The organism is Pontixanthobacter rizhaonensis (assembly GCF_012972675.1).
GTDB lineage: Bacteria > Pseudomonadota > Alphaproteobacteria > Sphingomonadales > Sphingomonadaceae > Pontixanthobacter > Pontixanthobacter rizhaonensis.
The window spans coordinates 839,844-856,821 of the sequence record NZ_JABCRE010000003.1 but is presented as its reverse complement, the minus strand read 5'-3'; the positions used below and the strand labels follow the sequence as shown (position 1 = coordinate 856,821).

The window sequence follows — 16,978 nt, the reverse complement described above, 5'->3', positions numbered from 1 at the left end:
AAAAACTATAGCCTAAGTGATTGTTTATATACGGCATTATGTGTTCCCCAGAATCGCAAATAACCCACAAAAGCAGGTTAAAATTCTGTCGGTTTTATGTGGAGAGGAACGCGGATTTAACCGGCCATTGCAGCCGTCTTTCGGGTTGGCGGGTGTGCTTTGATCTGATCAACCAAAGCCATCAAAATATGCTCTCGCGGGCATCCAATGCGTGAGACAAATCCAATCTCGCGGCTGAATGATGGATCCTCAATTTCGATGAACCGCATGTTCTTGTTTGCGCATTGCAGCACCGGCCGTGCCAGCATCGGGATTAGCGCTGAACCATAGCCTTCATCGACAAAATGCGACATCGTCAGAAAATTCGTCGCAAAAGTCAGATCGGGCACATCAATACCAATGTTCTTAGCATTGCAAAGCGAGATCGTATCAGCCCGCAGGCAATGCTCTTCGGGTAGCAGGATTAGCTCCTCAACCGGCACATCGCAGACTGAAATCGTTGCTTCATTGGCGAGCCTATGATCGGCCGAGACCATGAGCAAAAGCGGCTCAATGAAGACAGGCGAGAAACGATAGCCAGCTCGGTCCACAGGGCCGCTCATCATCGCGACATCGACTGTGCGCTTCTCAAGCTCTTTCCAGATAGTATCCGTAGGTTGCTCACGAAAGATCGCGTTGAGATCCGGCGCGAGGTCTTTAATCGTCTGAGACACATAGGGCAGCACAAATGGCGCCAAAGTCGGGAATATGCCGATGCGCAGTGGGGCCGCCATCGGGTCATGATATTCGGCGGCGGTGTCTGTGATGCGCTGGGCAGAGCGAAGCATATCGCGTGCAGTCTCAACAATACGTAGCCCTGCATCTGTGGTTAGTACGCCATTAGTCGTGCGCGCAAACAGCTCCACTCCAAGCCGTTCTTCCAGCTTTTTGACCTGCGCAGATAGCGAAGGTTGGCTCACATTACATGCCTTTGCCGCACGCCCAAAATTGCGGTGGCGATCAATCGCGGCAACATATTCCAGATCACGTAAGTTCATAGTTTTACCTCACCAACTGCTGTTCGCAAGACTGGAGGCATTGGTTACATCCTGGCTCAATTAATTATCAAATAGCTGTTTTTTGAAACAACTATATGCCGGTATGTCCGCGAAAAACGTCCGCTTTCAGAAGCTGGTATCGCGGAAGCTACGTCTTAGATTGGGGCGCAAAGTTGCCGTTCCCAGCGCTCAATCGCCACGCGGCTCGACTTCCAATTATCTCTTCCGAAAGGGCGCAAGCAAAGGATCTCGCTATACCTAAAGCACACTCGCGCAGACCGTAATCTAGCGAGCACACCGTACCCCGCGAATTCGGGATATAAGACTCTGATATATCTTCAGAATAACGTTTTGGGCGGAATCAACCCGTATACGAGTAGAGCGGGTTTGCGCTGATCCGTGTGCAACTCATAGCGCGACAAGGTTCTGAAATAGCGATCGAAATTCGCCATAGTGCGCGAGTTGTTTGCGATCCGCACAGTTCGCCCGTGCTAAGCAGGCCAGCCGCTACGGCCCAAACTGTAACTTCTAACTGAAACAGTCGCCTAGAAGTTGCCCAGCCGGAGAAAATGCGGTTAGCTAGCGCTTCATGCCGGCGCATCTGGCAGGGAGGACCCGCGAATATTTGGACCGCCAGCCGTGCTTCGATTATCGGATTGCGACCTTAGCGGGCCTCGCGGAAGCTCGGTCAGCCTGACCCCCTGTTTTCCATACTCATTCCATACGGAGCGAGCGATGCTTAGTTAAGTCATTGAAAAACTGGCGCACCCGAGAGGAAAGGAAGTACGTCAATTTCTGTTTCCCTAAGTGGTTGATATATTTCAACTCAGCATATCACATGGCGCACCCTTGTGGGACAGTTTAGTGGGACTAGTATCTGGCTAGCGCGGCAAAAAGCGCCGCATTTTTATCCGTTGCGGGCTTTAATCTACGCAAGCTCAGGCGTGAAACCACCTTTTTGAGAATCTGATGGGATCAGCCCAACTGGATCATGCGACGTTTCGTTCGCCTGTAGAATTGGTTGTATTACTTCGTCTCGAATAAATGAGACAACCGGCACTGCAACCCCGTCTCCCGTCAAGTGATAGGTTTCTGTTGCGCTTTCGGGCAAAACAAAATCCGAGGCAAGGCCCATAAGCTTCGCAGATTCTAGAGGGGTAAGTAACCTCGTTCGGACCTTGGATCGATCAACAAAAATCAGGGTCTGTTTGCTTGAGCCTCCGAGAGGTACTCGTAAGCAACCAACAAGGCCATCAAATCGAATTTCTGCTCGCTGAATGCTACAACCTTTTGTGTCTTTTCTCATTCGCTTGTAGAGCGCCCCGATTTGCGGGAGTTTGTCCTTTTGTGCCCTGCTTAGTTTCTCTCGGTTGTTGTCATCCATCAACTCTATAAGGCGCCGCGTTTGATCGGCGGAATGCCAATCATTCGGATCGTTGATCGTTCCGACATAATCAGCGAGATCATGGCGTTTTGAAGCTGAAGGCAAAGCTGCCCACCAAATCCAAGACTTTCGGACCGCCCCTTCCAGCTTGTCAACTGCATCGATTATCGATTTCGTGTGAAGGTTAGCGACCGCAGATTCAGCATACAATTCTTCAGGTAGTTTCAAGTCAGCCCTGACACCGACGATAAAGAGGCGTCGGCGCGATTGTGGCAAGAAGGCGGATGCGTCCAACATCAACGCCCCAAGTCGATAACCTGCTTCATGCAAGCTTTCACAAATTGATCTGAAGTCATTTCCGTGATGGGAGGTCACCGCACCCATCACGTTCTCAAGAACAATGATCTTAGGGTGTTCATTGTTTCGAGCCTTATCGGCTATCAAGCTCCAAAATTGCCAAAATGCGCTAGAGCGATTGCCTGAAAGTCCGGCTCCATTCCCAGCAAGCGACAAGTCTTGGCAAGGGAACGACGCCCAAGCGAGATCAGCGATGCCCCAAAGGTCGGCCACTCCAATCTCGGCGACATCGCGCCGGTCCAAACTATCTGCACCCCAATTGGCTTCGTAGATATCCGCCTTTGCTGGATCATTGTCGTTTGCAAACAGGCACTTCCAGTTCCGACCAAGCCCGGCACGCGCCATTCCGCCACCTGAAAAAAACTCGTAAAAACTGGGCAACCGCGAACTCCGTACTTGTCAATGACCGGAGAATTAACTGGATATGTGCGAAATGGAAATTAGACTGGCATAATATTTATGGGAAAACGCATGTCCGACGATCAGCAACCGAAGCTCAAGTTCGCCCATAATGTCATCGAGCATCTTGGCATTAAGCTTTACCGAAATAAAACAGGGAACGTGCTCGCCGAATTGCTGGCAAACTGTTGGGACGCCGATGCTACGTGGGTAGACATTCTCATCGATCCCGCTGGTGGCGACAATGGCAACGGTTGCATTGCAATATTTGATGACGGGTCCGGCATGGATTTCCAGCTCATCAAGGACCATTACCTACATGTTGGGAAACCAAAGAGGCGCAAACCAAATGAGCGCTCGCCGGGTGGGCGGAGGCCAATGGGCCGCAAGGGGTTAGGCAAACTAGCGCCATTTGGCATCGCAAGAATAGTAGATGTCGTCACCATCAAGGCTGGACTGATCAACTGGTTTACACTCGACCTCGAAACCATTCTCAAGAAGGGGTCTGACGGTAGCTATCCTCCGGTATTTCAAGAACAAGACTTGGCGCTCATGTCCAGCGCCGCAGGTGACGACGAATATGTTGCATCAAAGGTCAACGAGTTTCGTGAGCGCCTCATTGCAGAAGATAAAGACTCGGGCACTGCGATCTTCTTGCGATCAATCAACGCCAATCAGTTTCCGCAGCGACCAGAAGTGGCCCAAGATTTGGGGGCCAGATTCACAGTTGTCTTGCTTCGTGACGATTTTGTGGTTCGGGTGAATGACCAGCGGCTAACCCACGCAGAGGCGCTGCCTGAGTTCGAATTTAGAATCCCTGAGGGCGACGGAACCTCAATCGAGATGGTGGAGGGAAAGGAAGTCAAATTTTGGGTTGGCTTTGTCGAGCGAGCCGAGTGGTCGTCCGACGAAGCTGGCGTGGGTGTTTTTGCGCACGGCAAAATTGCGCAAGCACGGCCCTATTTCTTCAACAAGAAGGGTAAAGAGGTATTTCAGCGTTACCTCTATGCCGTCGTTGAAGCCGATTGGCTCGACGAGGCTGAGAATGACCTGATCTCAACTGACCGGACCTCTATCGATTGGAGCGTAGATGAGCTGCAACCCCTATATAAGTGGGGGCAAAAAAAGGTGTCCAGCTGGATAACGCGGTACGAAGCATTTCGAAAAGACCGGCAGGATCAAGAAGTCAGGGATCAAGCGGACGAACTTCGAAAGTCGAAGGCGGTCAATACCTATTCAGCTGCCGAGAACGAGCAGATCGTGTCGCTAGTTTCGGATGCAACCCGCGAAATTGGCAAAACCAAGTCCGCTGAAGCCGCAAGAGAGCAACTTTTAATCGCAGTGTCGAAGGCTTGGATCAATCAGCCTACACGCGAGTTTTTGGGGAGCTTATGGGATAAACTGAGGGACACAAGCAGTTCGCCTGAGCAGATCACAGCTATCCTAAGCGAGCTTTCTTTTCATTCGGTTCCTGAGAAGATGGGTTTGGCTTTGACGTTTTCTCAGCGAGCATTTGCATTGTCGGTGCTGTATGAGCTGGTACATCGAAATGCCGAGCCGGATTTGCAGAAGCTTGTATCAGAGTTCCCTTGGATTCTTGAACCGAGAGGAGACCTTCTTACCGCAGACAAGACTTTGAAGACCACAACCGACCGGCTTGCAATGGCATTAAAACCTGAAGGCGCGAACAATCCTGGGCTAGTGATAAAAGGAATGACCGAACGGCAGCGCGCTGATTTTGTATTTTTGACATCTCCTGACAAGAAAATGATCAGGATTGCCGAGATTAAGAAACCAAGACTTCCTATGGGGAAGGAGGAAGTGCGTCAGCTCCAAGCCTATCTCGACTACGTGGAGGAAGCACACTCGGGCTCAACAGTAGAAGGGCTATTGGTTGGCAACAAAGCGGGCGTGAAAAATACAGACTCTAGAATCGAGGTAAAAGGCTGGGATGAAATCCTAAGCGAATGCAGGGCCATCTATGTCGAGATGGTAGCAAGTATGATTGAGATCGCTGATGTGCAGGGCGGCGACACACGATTGGAAATCATTCGTGATTTTGGTGGTGATGCAACTTGGGAGTTATTGACCAAACTCTCGGAAACTGACGAGAACCTCAAAATCCTGATCGGGAACTTCGAGAAACAAAGCCCCAGCGGATTGCCTTCCATGGCTGGGGCACCCGCCTCCCCAGCGTTGATCCCCCCCAAGGGCGGCGAATAGACTTTCACAAGGGATTGCAATCAGATTTTGCAATTACTTGCACCCCAAAATTGCTCCGGTGCATGTATCTACAAATTTTGTAAGCGTTACTCCCGAAAAACCCTAGAAATCCGCCATTATGCGAACGAGACCTTGTGCGGCATTTTTGCCGTTTTGTAGAGCGTCGAGCCTGTTGCAATCCCCTGCAATTTGGCCTGTTAGAAGAGTGATCGCTGCCTACTGAGGTATTGGGAGGCATGATCAGGCAAATCACGCTTAGAAACGCGGAGAAGGCTCTGTGTGGCACGTTCCTCGCTCCCATCCCGTAAGATGCTGACGGGATCGATATCATGCCGACGAAGCAACCACACCGACACATCCCATGTCCTGTGGCACTTGGCCGGATCGCCTTCGGCGCACATAACGGCGACATTCTCGTCCGTACTGGCCTTAGCAAGCTTAGAGATTGCGTTTGCAATTGCTTGCAATTCACGGTGGGCATGGTCGCCACCGAGCACCTCTCCAGCCCAGCGGTAGTGGATGCCTAATCGTTCGGACCACTTCTCAATCGCCTTCTGATCGAAATTTGGATTGCGCGACCACGGGCGGGATCGGACATCAATCAGTTGAGTGATGTTTCGTTTCTCAAGCTCACACGTGAACTCAGTTAGCGTCCTGTTCGAGTATCCCAATGTATAAATCATGTTTGAATCCAATGCTTTAGTTGCATTAAAGTCTAACTTTTTGACAACTCGCTGGACAGCCAAAATCGCTTGCTGCCACCAGTTTTTCCGCCTTGGACAAGCTATTCCAATTTCGTGATCGCAAAGCTATTGCTGTCGGCGCTCCTGCGAAATTCAGGGGTGGGGCTTCGTAACCCCAGAGCTTCCGGCCGGTCAGAGCATTCTGGCCGGGTGGCTGTCGCGTATGTCCAAGGTTCTGCCCAAAGGCGGCAGCGCCTTCGCGGAAGCCTAGGTTACGAACACCCGGCTTGGTCCGGGCGCCTCCGAAAGCATGGAGGCTAACGTTTCAGATCAAGAATACTCAGGTTCGCCCTTTACAGTCAGCGATGCCGTGTCGAAGGTAACAGAGGCTACCTTTGGCTCTCCATTGATCAACAATGTGTTGCGAGGGCATTTGGCCGAGGCAATTATCGCGCTAGCACTCGAACCCGAGTGGGAGTGGTGCAGCGGAGATTATTCGAGCTGGGACTTTCAATCTTGCTCAAAGGGCACACGACTTGAGGTGAAGCAGTCCGCTGCCAAGCAAAGCTGGGTATTGCATCCAGACAGCAAGCCAAGTGCGCCTAGATTTGATATCGCCGAGCGAAGCGGGCGCTGGGAAACAGACGGAACGTTCGTGACTGAAGTAGGAAGAGCCGCCCAAATCTACATCTTCGCCTATCACCCGATCTCTGATGAAAGCGCGGACCATCGACACCCATGCCAATGGAACTTCTACGTCACCCTGACCTCCAGCCTTCCTTCGACGAAATCGATAAGCCTCCGTAATCTCGAAGAGCTGTCAGCAAAATGCGGGATCGCTGGCCTCGCTCGGGCGGTCAATGCCGCTGAGGAAGACGTAGTCCGAGCCTCTTCAACGTCCGCTTGACCGTCATCGGATGCCACTTCCCCCCGTTCGCGGTGGGGATTGCAAGTACGTTCAATCGGTCTGCAAGCTGAGTAAGCGTTTTGCAGCCTGCTTCAAGCTCCGCCTCAATGCTGGGCTGGACCATCGAGGCATGCGCTGCTGCTGCTGCTTTGTTCTGTTTGGCTAAGACATGTCCATGCGCACCCAATACAACGCCGCGCTCCCTTGCTGCGGCCAAGGCTGCCTTGGTGCGCTCTGAGATCATTTCGCGCTCATGCTCTGCGAATGCTGATAGAATGTGCAGCATCAGCTTATTTGCATAAGGCGCATCGACCGCGACAAACTCGACACCCGCCTCCATCAGCGAAGAGACAAATGCCACGTTGCGAGCCAAGCGATCAAGTTTGGCAATGATCAGTGTCGCCTTATGACGGTTGCAGGCGGATAGGGCCGCTTGCAATTCGGGGCGGCTCTTCTTGCGACCGGACTCTGTTTCGACAAATACCTGCTCAAGGGTCTCCCCGATCTGGGAAGCGTAGTTTTCGATACTGGCCCTTTGAGCTTCTAGTCCTAACCCCGATAATTGCTGTTTCCCCGTGGAAACCCTCAGATAACCGATTAGCGGCATTGCTCCTGAACATGTGTAGGTTGGTATATGTGTTAGAACTTGGCTGATGGTTGACCTGCTGTACAGTCAGAAGTGCGCCGGAGATGGATTCGTCTGTAGTTGCTCTTGTGCCATGTACGAATCAGGATAACCATATGGACTTGCCGCGAAGCACCAAGCAACAAGAAGCCGAAGCCACGTCCTTCGACATACTCCGCTACAAGCTAGCGAAGCACATTGGGATTTTCCGAAGTCAGACAGAAAGTGACTATGGGATCGACTTTGAGATCGAGCTAAAGATCAACGGACGTGTAACGGGGCGGTTGCTGAAGGCGCAGGTCAAATCTTCCAAGAAGTTCAAACCCAGAAAAGACGGGCTGGTTGCCGTAGGCGGCATTAAGCAATCCACATTGGCGTACTGGTGTGAAATCAGTCAGCAAACAAATGTCATCGCTTACGCAGTCGATCTCGAAAGCGAGATCATCTATTCTGCCTCAAATCTCTTTTGGCAGGCAACGAAACTGCTTGATGGAGGCGATGCATCAAAGTCGGTCGAATTTGTGCAACACGAGAGGCTTAAGGACGAGATGCCCGTGATCCTGACCTTGCTTGCATTTTCTCAACCTACAGTTCCGACCCTCATCAACTCACATCGAAGCGCCCTGCGCAATCTCAAGCAATATTTGGCGTTGCTCGACGCTGCCTACCAATACGATGCTGGTTCTCCTTTGCATGATCCTGACCATTTTGCTGAGCTGCTTGAAGTATGCGAAGTGCTGCTCTGGCGACAACTCGACAAGCTCTTTCCAACTAAGGAAGAGCGCAAGTATTGGGCAGATATAAGTTACTGGGACCAACGAGCGATGGAAGATGGTTGGGGAGAGCTTTGCTACGATGCGATCAAGCCCGTCGTCGCCAAGCTCGTTCCGGCACTAATTGCCGAACTGCAAAAACTCGAACGGCGCGTCCTTGCAGGGAAGTACTACTGGGCAAACTCAAACGCTCGCTATTTGAAGCTCGTCTATGAAACCACCCTCCCAGAAGACTTAGACATCGAGAGTCTACGTGATTTAACCTACGAATTTGATGCCCTACAAAAATCTGGGTTGGGAGATTACTTTGTTCAACAAGCGCGCCAGCCACATAGATCAAGCAGGCATGGTAAAAGCGCCGCCAAGTAGCTCAAGCGGCTGCCAGCAGCAGTTGCATAAGCCCAGTTTTTTGAACCCCTTCGCTCCATCCTGCCCAACTAAGCTTGCCAGCCACAAGTGGATTGGATGTGACTTGCAAGGCTTCATCGAAGCTTTGCTGCTGAACTGGTGTAAGCCCCAGCATCTGTGCTGCTTTTTCAGGCTTCATTGTTCGCGTGAGGGCATGATAGCTTAGCCAGTCCCTGCTGATTGGGTTTTGATCGCACACGAAGCCAACTTTCAGCCCTTTGAATGGATCGCTGAAATCAAGTAGTTTAGAGAAAGCATTGTACGGATGCTTTCGGCGGCTGGTGACTTCCACTCTTGTCACCTCTGTCGCCCCGTGCGGAGCATTTTTACCAGCCGCAATACGCTCGCGGCGGCGATCATAAACCTTCACAAAAGCATTGCCGGCGGGCTTTGATTTGAAGGGTTTGCGGTGCAAATAGATCGTTTCTAGAACATCATCTGCTCCGACATAATGCTGCCTTTTCCCGACGTAAGGATGGAAGATCACCAGATCGGAAGTTTGCAGACCGACAATGTCAACCGCAACATCCAGCATCGTGACTTTAGCCGATTGAAGAAGCGGCTTTATCGCAAATGGACCTTCTGCATTGGAGAGCATTGCGACGAGGGTCTTGAAGCCTTCAGGGCCTAGTTTCCTTGGATTTGTCGTTATCCAAAGCCGAGGGGGTGATTGTTTCGTAGGCCGCCGGAACTCGAAACGAACCATTGCTTCACGCTTACCTAAGCCCATCTCAACGAACCTGTATGGATATTCCCAAGCAGGATTATAGGCGTTGTTTAGGTGCTGAGAATTGCAAGGCTCGCCCTTTAGATGATCGCCAGTTTGCTTGACCCAGCTTGCAACCGACAGCCCACCAAATCCCGAAGAGTAGATTTCATCAGAGACATCAATTGCGAGCCTGATCTTATCAGGTAGCGGAACTGAGACCCTAGCTACCCATCCATTTGATAGCTCTACTACCGTCGGGAATGTACCATATGACGGCTTTGGCTTACCTACCGGTTGCCCCTTGTTATAGGAATGGAAATCGCCGTCTAAGAACTTTATCGGCAACTTCTTGCAACCTCGCCTTCCGTGGCACTAAGCTGACGTGTTTATAGCCCAAAAAGCGGCGGTAGGCTACGATTTATTGGTTAGGCGTTCAATGCTTCTTTGGGTCGAAGGGACCGCCCAGTTTTTCGACAACACTCTCTAAATACGGAAGCCTTTGGATAATTTCGAGCTTTCGCTCAAGCTGCTGTGTAACTCCGTACTTGCTGGAAATCGAGTTGATCGCTCGCCCTTGTACAATCGAAATCTCGTCCTCAGACGATCCAGCAGCTCGGAGATGGCTTGCCTGCGTATGCCGGAAGACATGAGACCCACGGCCTTCCGAATGTAAGCCGAACCTCTGGAAATGCCTGAGCCATAGCTTGCTCATTCCATCTCCACGCTTCTTCTCAGCGATCCGGATTTCGTAAAGGAGCCTGCGTTTCTTTTTCTGTCGGGCTTCAACAAACTCTCGCAGCCCAAGTTCAAGCAACTGAGGAGGAATCGGTAAGGCAAGAACCTGTAGGTCTTTCTTATGCCTCTTCGGCCAGCCCTCTGGTAGATTGCCCGGCTGAATTTTGAAATGCGGAATATCGCTATCGAACACAAAGTCAGAAGGAAGCAGCTGTGCGCATTCACCCCCGCGCATTCCGTAAACCAACTGGAGTACTCCAGCCCACCACTCACCACGCCGGCGAACGTAATCTCCAGCTTGGTACAGCGAATTTGGGCCTCTTGCACCAGCGAAGATCGGGATGCTGAATAGCTGGTCGATTTCGGACAGGCTGAGTGGTTTAGTCACTCGTGACGGAACCGCCTTCCCAGTTTTTAGGGTTAAGTCGACGGCTGCGTTCGGAACATCATACTCTTCTTGCAGCCAACTGAAGAATGCCTTGACCGAACGCCAGTACTTAGAGCGGGTCGCCGGATGTAGTTGCTCGCCATTTGGTAGGTTGAGGCGCCCTGCAAAAGAGGTCCGCTTTCCTTGTTGCTTCTGAAGTCTGTTCAGGTCATTTCGAAAGTCTCGAATCTCCGCTCTTGTTATACTGGAAACAGGCTTGTCGTCTCCGACACGTTCTCCCAGCCAAACGAGGACACGTTCGGCCTCATCGATAGGATTCTTGCTTTGGCCTAAAACGGCACCCGAATAGCTAACGAATAAGCTTCTGGCTCTGGCAAGCGTCAAATCAGGTCGATAGATCGAGGGGGGCGAAAGCCCATCATTCTGTTGCGCGGCCTGCCCGAGATCAGGTGGATCGCTGAAAACGACATCGTCGCTTTCGAACTTTCTCAGAGGCTCATTCAACTGATGAATGAAGTATCGCAGCTGCTGTCTCTTTGCCCGTGCAATCAATTGCAATGCGAGAACACGATCAACTGGAGCCACATCACCGGACACGTATTGGCGCAGCGCATCGGGCATCTCCGACTTCGCAAATGCATTTGCGAGGATCTGTTCGTCTAAAGCAAGAATTTCGGCCGCTGACTGCTCTAGCTGGAACCCAAGCTCCGCTCCTGATTGGTCCCCTAAAAACTCGTGCGGCTGGTCCACCTCTTGGCAAAGTTCTCTAAAATACAGCTTTGCTGCTTCTTCAAGCTGGTGGCGGGTCGCGTAAGTCATCTTTCCCAAGATAGCTATTGTTTCAGCAAACCAAAGGGCCGCGTCCGTTGCTCGGTACTTTGCAGTTGCTAGATCAGACGTTCGCAATGAACGGGATAGTTCTCCCAACTCCAGCTTGAGAACCAAACGTTTGGGAATGCGGAACCGCACATAGAAAACATTTCCTCGGCGGATCAAATGCGGGTGCCGAGTGCCGCTTTTCCTACCCACTGTGGTACACCATTGTGGGACAGTTGAACATTCGGCTGGATTGGCAGTTTCGCCAGCCCCTGTTTTTCATTGCCTTTTTGCCAAAATGGCGCACCCGACATGAAAACAATGGGCACTCAAATCATTGGGAAATTTCCGTCGATCTTCCCCGCTAACTGATTTCAATCTGTCGTTTCCGGTTCTTTCTCGTCAGTCAAAGCAGCTTCCTTTGCGATCACGGTATCGTATCCGCCAATCTTGGCGAGCCCTTCGTGGCTGTCGATTCCGGTATAGCGCAAAGATGCATCCTCATACCGCCGAAAGGCGAATACCGCGGCGTTCATGCGCTCGGTATTGAAGACCTTCAACTCGACCAAGAGGTTGAAATCAGCGACCGTTAGTCCGGTGACGGTGAGGAACAACTCCGGCTCAATCTTGGTGATTACGTCGACCAAGGTATTCTCGCGGAAATCGGTCAGATACATAAAAGCCGGGATGCGTGTGGCGAACTTGATCAGCTTCTCCTGAACCTTTTTGCGAAGGGATTTGTATTCCTTCTCCTCCTCGGTCAGCTCCTTCTTCTCTTTTTTGTCGAGCTCCCCGTCCTTCGCCTTTTTCTTGAGCTCCTTGACCTTCTCGCTCTTGTTGATGATCGTCTCGATCACATTGTCGCCCAGCGCGCGCCATCCCTCTATGCGCGCGACTGCCGACATGGCCTCTTCACTGTCCAACACACGGCGCAGCGTGTCATTATCGACGTTGACGAGCATCGCCGACTCCCACTTGCGCGCAAGCAGCGTGGCTGAAGTGCCGGCCATCGCCATATCGAGGATGCCACCAGCATCGATCTGCACCATGTTCGCGCCATCATAAGCTAGCACAGGCAAGAATGAGACAAGGTCCGCCACTGCCTTTTCAGGATTGGGCTCACCAGGAGAAAGGCCAATTCCGTATTCGGATATTTGACGCAAAGCACGCGTCGGCGCGAAATCAAATACGAAGCACGCCGGTTTCAGCACTTCTTCGCGGTTTGGGTCATCGCCGTCCGGGTTCTTGATTGACCATGGCGACTGCACGCGGAACGCGGCCTGGAAATAGGTTTCCGGCGATTTCAGATTACGCAGCATAAGGATCGAGGACCACTGGGGCACTGTCACCCCTGTGGTCAGCTTGCCGCAGGACATGACGATCGTCTTGGTGTCGTGACCACTGCCAATGGCTTCGCGGACAGGCGGCAATGCCTCTAGCCCCACACCTGCATCCGCTCCCGCCGAAACTACGACTTCGTATTCCTGCCAGAAGACGTTCTGATCTTCTTCCAGAAGATTCTTCATCGCATGGCATGCGGCAACATTTGGCAGAAACCAGAAGGCGTGATTGAGATAAGGTAGCAACCGCACATCGGAATACGGCCAAGGGGGCCGGGACTTGGTCTTCAAGCTTTCCAGTGCCTGCGAAGCACCAGAACCGCGAATGATTTCCAGCCATTTCTGGACTTCGTCCTTATGCTCGAACTGGGCTAGAATGCCTGTTCCCTTGGCTTTGAAAAACTCGTTGAGATCAAACTCGTCGAATTCACCGCCGCTGGCGATTGAGAGCAGTTCGTCCGGCATCTGATACGTCAACAAGCGCATCTGCGGCAGAGCGCCATAAGGATTGCGCTCGTTCGGATGCGCGGCGTCAAACTCTGCTTTGGCGCGCTGTTCATCGGTGTAGGTCCAGTTGAAAATCTGCTCTTCGATGAACTCACCGGTGGCCAAAGCTTTAAACGGCGTTCCGGACAGGTAGAGATACGCACGCGTCGTGATAGGCAGGAACAAATCCTGATCCTTGCCAGCGACATCCAACTCCTCGTTTACCTCGTCCAGCCCGATTGCATATTGCTCCTTGATCTCGGCCTTGGCAGCGGCATCGTCTTCGCCTTCAAACAGTTCCTTGGCGGAATCGCGCCATGCGCCGAAATGATACTCGTCGAATACGACAAGGTCCCAATTGATTGTGTGGATCCACTCATTCTTCGGTTTGATATTGCCCTGCCTATCGCGTCCGAGCAGGTTTTGGAACGACCCGAAATAGACCAGCGGCGTATCGGCAGCGACATCGCGCGGGTCACCGCCTGATTTTTGGGAGATATATTCCCAGCCATCGAAATCGACATGGTTTTGCAGATCCGCCTGCCAAGCATCTTCCACTGCCGGTTTGAAGGTGACCACCAGCACGCGCTTGGCTTTCAGCTTTTTCGCCAGCTGGTAGCTGGTGAACGTCTTGCCGAAGCGCATCTTGGCATTCCACAAAAAGCGGGGCACGGCATCGGCATCCTCGCTCCAGCGTGATTTATAATAATCATACGTCTGGTCGACAGCGTCGGTCTGTTCCTGGCGCATCACGAAGTCTTCGTGATGCGTGCCGCTAAGCCGCAAGCCTTTCCGCAATTCAGCTATGGCCGTTTTCACGTCGTCCGCGGTGCAGCGCAGCCACTCCCGCGAGCCATCCATATTTGGATTGGCGAATTTCTTATCGATTAGCCGCTGGCGGACATCATTATCGCGGAAAGTGCTGCCATCATCGCGCTCAGCCAAAGCATCGACATGGAGAGTATAGGTCTGCTGCATCTGGCCCTGCGATTGGCGGATACGCTCGTTGACATCCTCGCGGGTGGTTTGCCCGACCTTGATTAGTCCGGCATAAGCAGCGGGAGGATCATTCGGCGTCCACGCGTAGATGCGCAGCCGGGCCTCTGGCTTGGGACTCAGGACTTCGTCGACAGATGGCTTATTCACCGGAAGCTTCCATCGGACGGATCATGCTTTCGATGTATGCAATCTCATCTTGGTCAATCTCATACTTCTGATAAAGCTTCTCATCAGTCCAAACTTGATCCCAAGCTTGTAATGGAACCCACGAATAGGTGGATCGAAGAGCATGTTGAGTAATTTTCCTCAAAGAAACCAAGAATCTGAATAGCCTTGTTCTATAATAGCTTGCGAAACTCTCTGCTTCTTCTTTCGTTTTAAAAGGTGAGACTACGAGATAAGACTGAGTGCAAACGGCTGGCGGCGAAGCCACGATCTCTTTTCCCAATATTTGGTGTGGAAATGATTCCCCAGCGCCGTATGCTTCTGGAACCAAAACTTTCCACCTGTCGATTGATGTCGCATTCTTCTTAATCAGATCGCGCCTCACGAAACCAATCGAACGCTTTCCACGATTAATCAAATGCAGTGGTATGGAACCCGATTTCTTCTTTTCGTTCCAGTTCTTGAAGTTAGTCGCTATTCCATAGGGCGTGTCACCCGACACAAGGCTTAAAATTGAGTCTTCCTCTTTTTTAAGAACCTTTTTTAGTATCTCTAGAGCCCGCTCCTCCCTCACAAAAACGTCAAATTCACCTAAGTCACGAGATTTTTGCTCAGTTTCAATGCCATCCGATATCCGTGTTAGATTGCATGGCCCAGCTTGATCCCGATCCCACAGGAAAAAGCAGATACCACCTTTTATTTGGACGCCAGGAAATGCAGCCGCTGAATCAGTGTAATCCGTCAAGCCTCGAACATGGCCACCGCTTAGCATTTGCTCCCGGAAGCCAGCCAAACCCCGCCCCCCTGCCATCCATCTCGAGGGGATCACCATGCTGACAAAACGTGGCTGTAGATTGAACGCCTGCTCAACAAACAAATGGTATATCGATGAATCGCTACTCCCGCCTGCGCCGCCGGTCATTTGGTAGGGCGGGTTTCCGATGACGACGTCAAACTGCATTTTTCCTCCAAATAGCGCATCAAGGTGCGCATCGATCTTGCTGCTATGGATAAAGGCATAAGCGTAATTTTCGAACTCGAGCTCTCGGTCAAAAAGAGACTTGGGAGCACCGCAAAATTTGCACCTTTCTTTTTCCCATTTATGTTTGGTCCGCTCGAACCAGACGTTCCCGGCATCGTCGTCGAAGCTTTTCGCCACCGAGTGTTCACCGGTCGCGTTTTTCGAGCAATAAAGACTTCGCCGTGCCAACAGAGCTGTCAGCTGCGTAATACCGATGCCAAACACTTGCTTGGTTAGCACATGATCGACGCGCTCCTGTAAGTCTGGAACTTCACTTTCCAGACCCGCAATAAGTCGTTTGGCAATCTCCCGGAGAAACACGCCTGATTTGGTGCAGGGATCAAGAAACGTGACGCTGCTATCGGCCCAAATGTCTGCGCCGTCATTATCGGCAGCCCATGCCTCTGCCAGCGTATCGAGCATGCGGTTCGCAAATTCCGGGGGAGTGAACACCTCGTCATTGGACAGGTTGGCAATACAGCTCAACACATCCGGGTTGCGACCTTTCAAGGTGAATGGTGCAAGGTCACTCATTCGCCAATTTCCATATCAGTCTCCGTATCCAGCGCCGCCATATCACGCACAGTCATTGGCGGATGATCGCCACTTGGCTGAAAAATTTCATGATCGCCCAGATGGGAAAAGAGCGACCGTTCCTCCCGGAATTTTGCCATGCCGGTCAACACATCCAACCGGAAATCGCGGCGGTTGAACCTGCCTTTGCCGAGCGAGCTCCACTCAGCGACCGTGATCGGCCCACCATCAGCATCCTTCATGCTCATCGCATCGCCGTGAATTAGGTTGAGCGACAGGACATGCGAGCCAGCGCGGTAGAGATCGTCGCCCGGTTCCAAACCAAGATATTCGGCAAATACCCCCAACATCAGCGCGCGGCATTCGGCGATATTATCCGCCAACAATTCAATGCCATAGAGACTGGTGAGAGCCAGAAGGGCGTAATGCTTCTTCTCGAAATCGGACTTGCCGTATTTGGCCTCGACCGCTGCCAGCTTACGTTGCAGGATGGGCACGAGGAAATTGCCGCTCCCGCAGGCTGGCTCCAGAAACCGTGAATCAATCCGCTCTGTCTCGCCCTTCACCAGATCGAGCATTTTCTCGACCAGCCAAGGGGGAGTGAAGACCTCGCCATGGTCGGCGACCCGTGCCTTGGATTTGATTAGGGCTTTTTCCGATGTGCCCTGCAGTTTTTGTGGGGGCGATTTAGACCCTTCGACGGACTGCTGCGGTTTGCCGCGCAAAGGGACCGGAGTTGTCTGACTGCCACCGCCGTATCGGCCAATCGCGTCCAGCGAACGCATAACGCTTACTGGAGGCTTGGCCTCCCCGCTTTCCCACGCCTTGATCACTTCTTCGGTGACTTTGAATTCATTTGCCACGGCACTGAGCGTCAGCCCGGCATCCGTGCGTTTTACTGAGAACGAAGAAGGTTTTTTGTCTAGGGTCATCATAGCTTATCCCAGTTGATAGGACGCTGGTCGCAATTCGCAAAGCATGTTCCTCAA

The 16,978-nt window shown here is 52.0% G+C and carries 12 protein-coding genes and 1 pseudogene; 3 read left to right on the top strand and 10 right to left on the bottom strand.

The window, feature by feature from the left end; all coding sequences use genetic code 11:
- Window positions 1-116: 116 nt before the first annotated feature.
- Together HKD42_RS11860 and HKD42_RS11855 are read right to left on the bottom strand one after the other, a co-directional pair.
- The gene (locus tag HKD42_RS11860; RefSeq protein WP_170013604.1) at window positions 117-1,037 is read right to left on the bottom strand and encodes a LysR substrate-binding domain-containing protein; all 921 of its coding nucleotides are present in this window, start codon (window positions 1,035-1,037) and stop codon (window positions 117-119) included.
- A 928-nt stretch (window positions 1,038-1,965) separates the two neighbouring features.
- Entirely contained in the window at window positions 1,966-3,159 is a 1,194-nt protein-coding gene (locus HKD42_RS11855; protein WP_170013602.1) for a DNA cytosine methyltransferase, read from the bottom strand.
- Window positions 3,160-3,249: 90 nt separating this feature from the next.
- On the opposite strand from HKD42_RS11855, the gene HKD42_RS11850 reads away from it, so the two are divergent.
- On the top strand, window positions 3,250-5,400 hold the full coding sequence (locus HKD42_RS11850) for an ATP-binding protein (RefSeq protein ID WP_170013600.1): 2,151 nt from the start codon (window positions 3,250-3,252) through the stop codon (window positions 5,398-5,400).
- A 197-nt stretch (window positions 5,401-5,597) separates the two neighbouring features.
- Here HKD42_RS11850 and HKD42_RS11845 read toward each other — a convergent pair whose 3' ends face one another.
- Window positions 5,598-6,083, bottom strand: a complete 486-nt coding sequence (locus tag HKD42_RS11845) for a DUF488 domain-containing protein (protein ID WP_170013598.1) — start codon at window positions 6,081-6,083, stop codon at window positions 5,598-5,600.
- A gap of 310 nt (window positions 6,084-6,393) precedes the next feature.
- Here HKD42_RS11845 and HKD42_RS11840 point away from each other — a divergent pair, with 310 nt between their 5' ends.
- Window positions 6,394-6,990, top strand: coding sequence for a hypothetical protein (locus HKD42_RS11840; protein WP_170013596.1), 597 nt, complete (start codon window positions 6,394-6,396; stop codon window positions 6,988-6,990).
- Here the strand turns inward: HKD42_RS11840 and HKD42_RS11835 are convergent.
- Window positions 6,941-7,597 carry a recombinase family protein gene (locus HKD42_RS11835; RefSeq protein WP_170013594.1) on the bottom strand — a complete coding sequence of 219 codons (657 nt, stop codon included), beginning with the start codon at window positions 7,595-7,597 and terminating at the stop codon, window positions 6,941-6,943. The genes HKD42_RS11840 and HKD42_RS11835 overlap by 50 nt on opposite strands.
- 134 nt (window positions 7,598-7,731) lie before the next feature.
- On the opposite strand from HKD42_RS11835, the gene HKD42_RS11830 reads away from it, so the two are divergent.
- The gene (locus HKD42_RS11830; protein WP_170013592.1) at window positions 7,732-8,757 is read left to right on the top strand and encodes a DUF4365 domain-containing protein; all 1,026 of its coding nucleotides are present in this window, start codon (window positions 7,732-7,734) and stop codon (window positions 8,755-8,757) included.
- A gap of 1 nt (window position 8,758) precedes the next feature.
- Here HKD42_RS11830 and HKD42_RS11825 read toward each other — a convergent pair whose 3' ends face one another.
- The 6 genes and pseudogenes from HKD42_RS11825 to HKD42_RS11805 form a co-directional block, all read right to left on the bottom strand.
- Window positions 8,759-9,850: a hypothetical protein gene (locus HKD42_RS11825; RefSeq protein ID WP_170013590.1), complete on the bottom strand. Its 1,092-nt coding sequence runs from the start codon at window positions 9,848-9,850 to the stop codon at window positions 8,759-8,761.
- An 88-nt stretch (window positions 9,851-9,938) separates the two neighbouring features.
- Window positions 9,939-11,447, bottom strand: a complete 1,509-nt coding sequence (locus tag HKD42_RS11820; protein ID WP_170013588.1) for a site-specific integrase — start codon at window positions 11,445-11,447, stop codon at window positions 9,939-9,941.
- Window positions 11,448-11,492: 45 nt separating this feature from the next.
- Window positions 11,493-11,657: pseudogene (locus HKD42_RS13485) on the bottom strand (DUF6538 domain-containing protein); the annotation flags it as partial.
- A gap of 161 nt (window positions 11,658-11,818) precedes the next feature.
- Window positions 11,819-14,416, bottom strand: coding sequence for a DEAD/DEAH box helicase family protein (locus tag HKD42_RS11815; protein ID WP_170013585.1), 2,598 nt, complete (start codon window positions 14,414-14,416; stop codon window positions 11,819-11,821).
- Window positions 14,409-15,989 carry an Eco57I restriction-modification methylase domain-containing protein gene (locus tag HKD42_RS11810; protein ID WP_170013583.1) on the bottom strand — a complete coding sequence of 527 codons (1,581 nt, stop codon included), beginning with the start codon at window positions 15,987-15,989 and terminating at the stop codon, window positions 14,409-14,411. Before HKD42_RS11810 ends, HKD42_RS11815 begins: the two co-directional genes overlap by 8 nt.
- A complete protein-coding gene (locus tag HKD42_RS11805) occupies window positions 15,986-16,924 on the bottom strand; it encodes a helix-turn-helix domain-containing protein (RefSeq protein ID WP_246237008.1) in 939 nt (312 codons plus the stop codon). Before HKD42_RS11805 ends, HKD42_RS11810 begins: the two co-directional genes overlap by 4 nt.
- Window positions 16,925-16,978: the final 54 nt, after the last annotated feature.

Coding starts and splice junctions, on each gene's coding strand:
- HKD42_RS11860 (WP_170013604.1), bottom strand. CDS start 1,037: ATGAACTTACGTGATCTGGAATATGTTGCCGCGATTGATCGCCACCGC.
- HKD42_RS11850 (WP_170013600.1), top strand. CDS start 3,250: ATGTCCGACGATCAGCAACCGAAGCTCAAGTTCGCCCATAATGTCATC.
- HKD42_RS11845 (WP_170013598.1), bottom strand. CDS start 6,083: ATGATTTATACATTGGGATACTCGAACAGGACGCTAACTGAGTTCACG.
- HKD42_RS11840 (WP_170013596.1), top strand. CDS start 6,394: ATGGAGGCTAACGTTTCAGATCAAGAATACTCAGGTTCGCCCTTTACA.
- HKD42_RS11835 (WP_170013594.1), bottom strand. CDS start 7,597: ATGCCGCTAATCGGTTATCTGAGGGTTTCCACGGGGAAACAGCAATTA.
- HKD42_RS11830 (WP_170013592.1), top strand. CDS start 7,732: ATGGACTTGCCGCGAAGCACCAAGCAACAAGAAGCCGAAGCCACGTCC.
- HKD42_RS11820 (WP_170013588.1), bottom strand. CDS start 11,447: ATGACTTACGCGACCCGCCACCAGCTTGAAGAAGCAGCAAAGCTGTAT.
- HKD42_RS11810 (WP_170013583.1), bottom strand. CDS start 15,989: ATGAGTGACCTTGCACCATTCACCTTGAAAGGTCGCAACCCGGATGTG.
- HKD42_RS11805 (WP_246237008.1), bottom strand. CDS start 16,924: ATGATGACCCTAGACAAAAAACCTTCTTCGTTCTCAGTAAAACGCACG.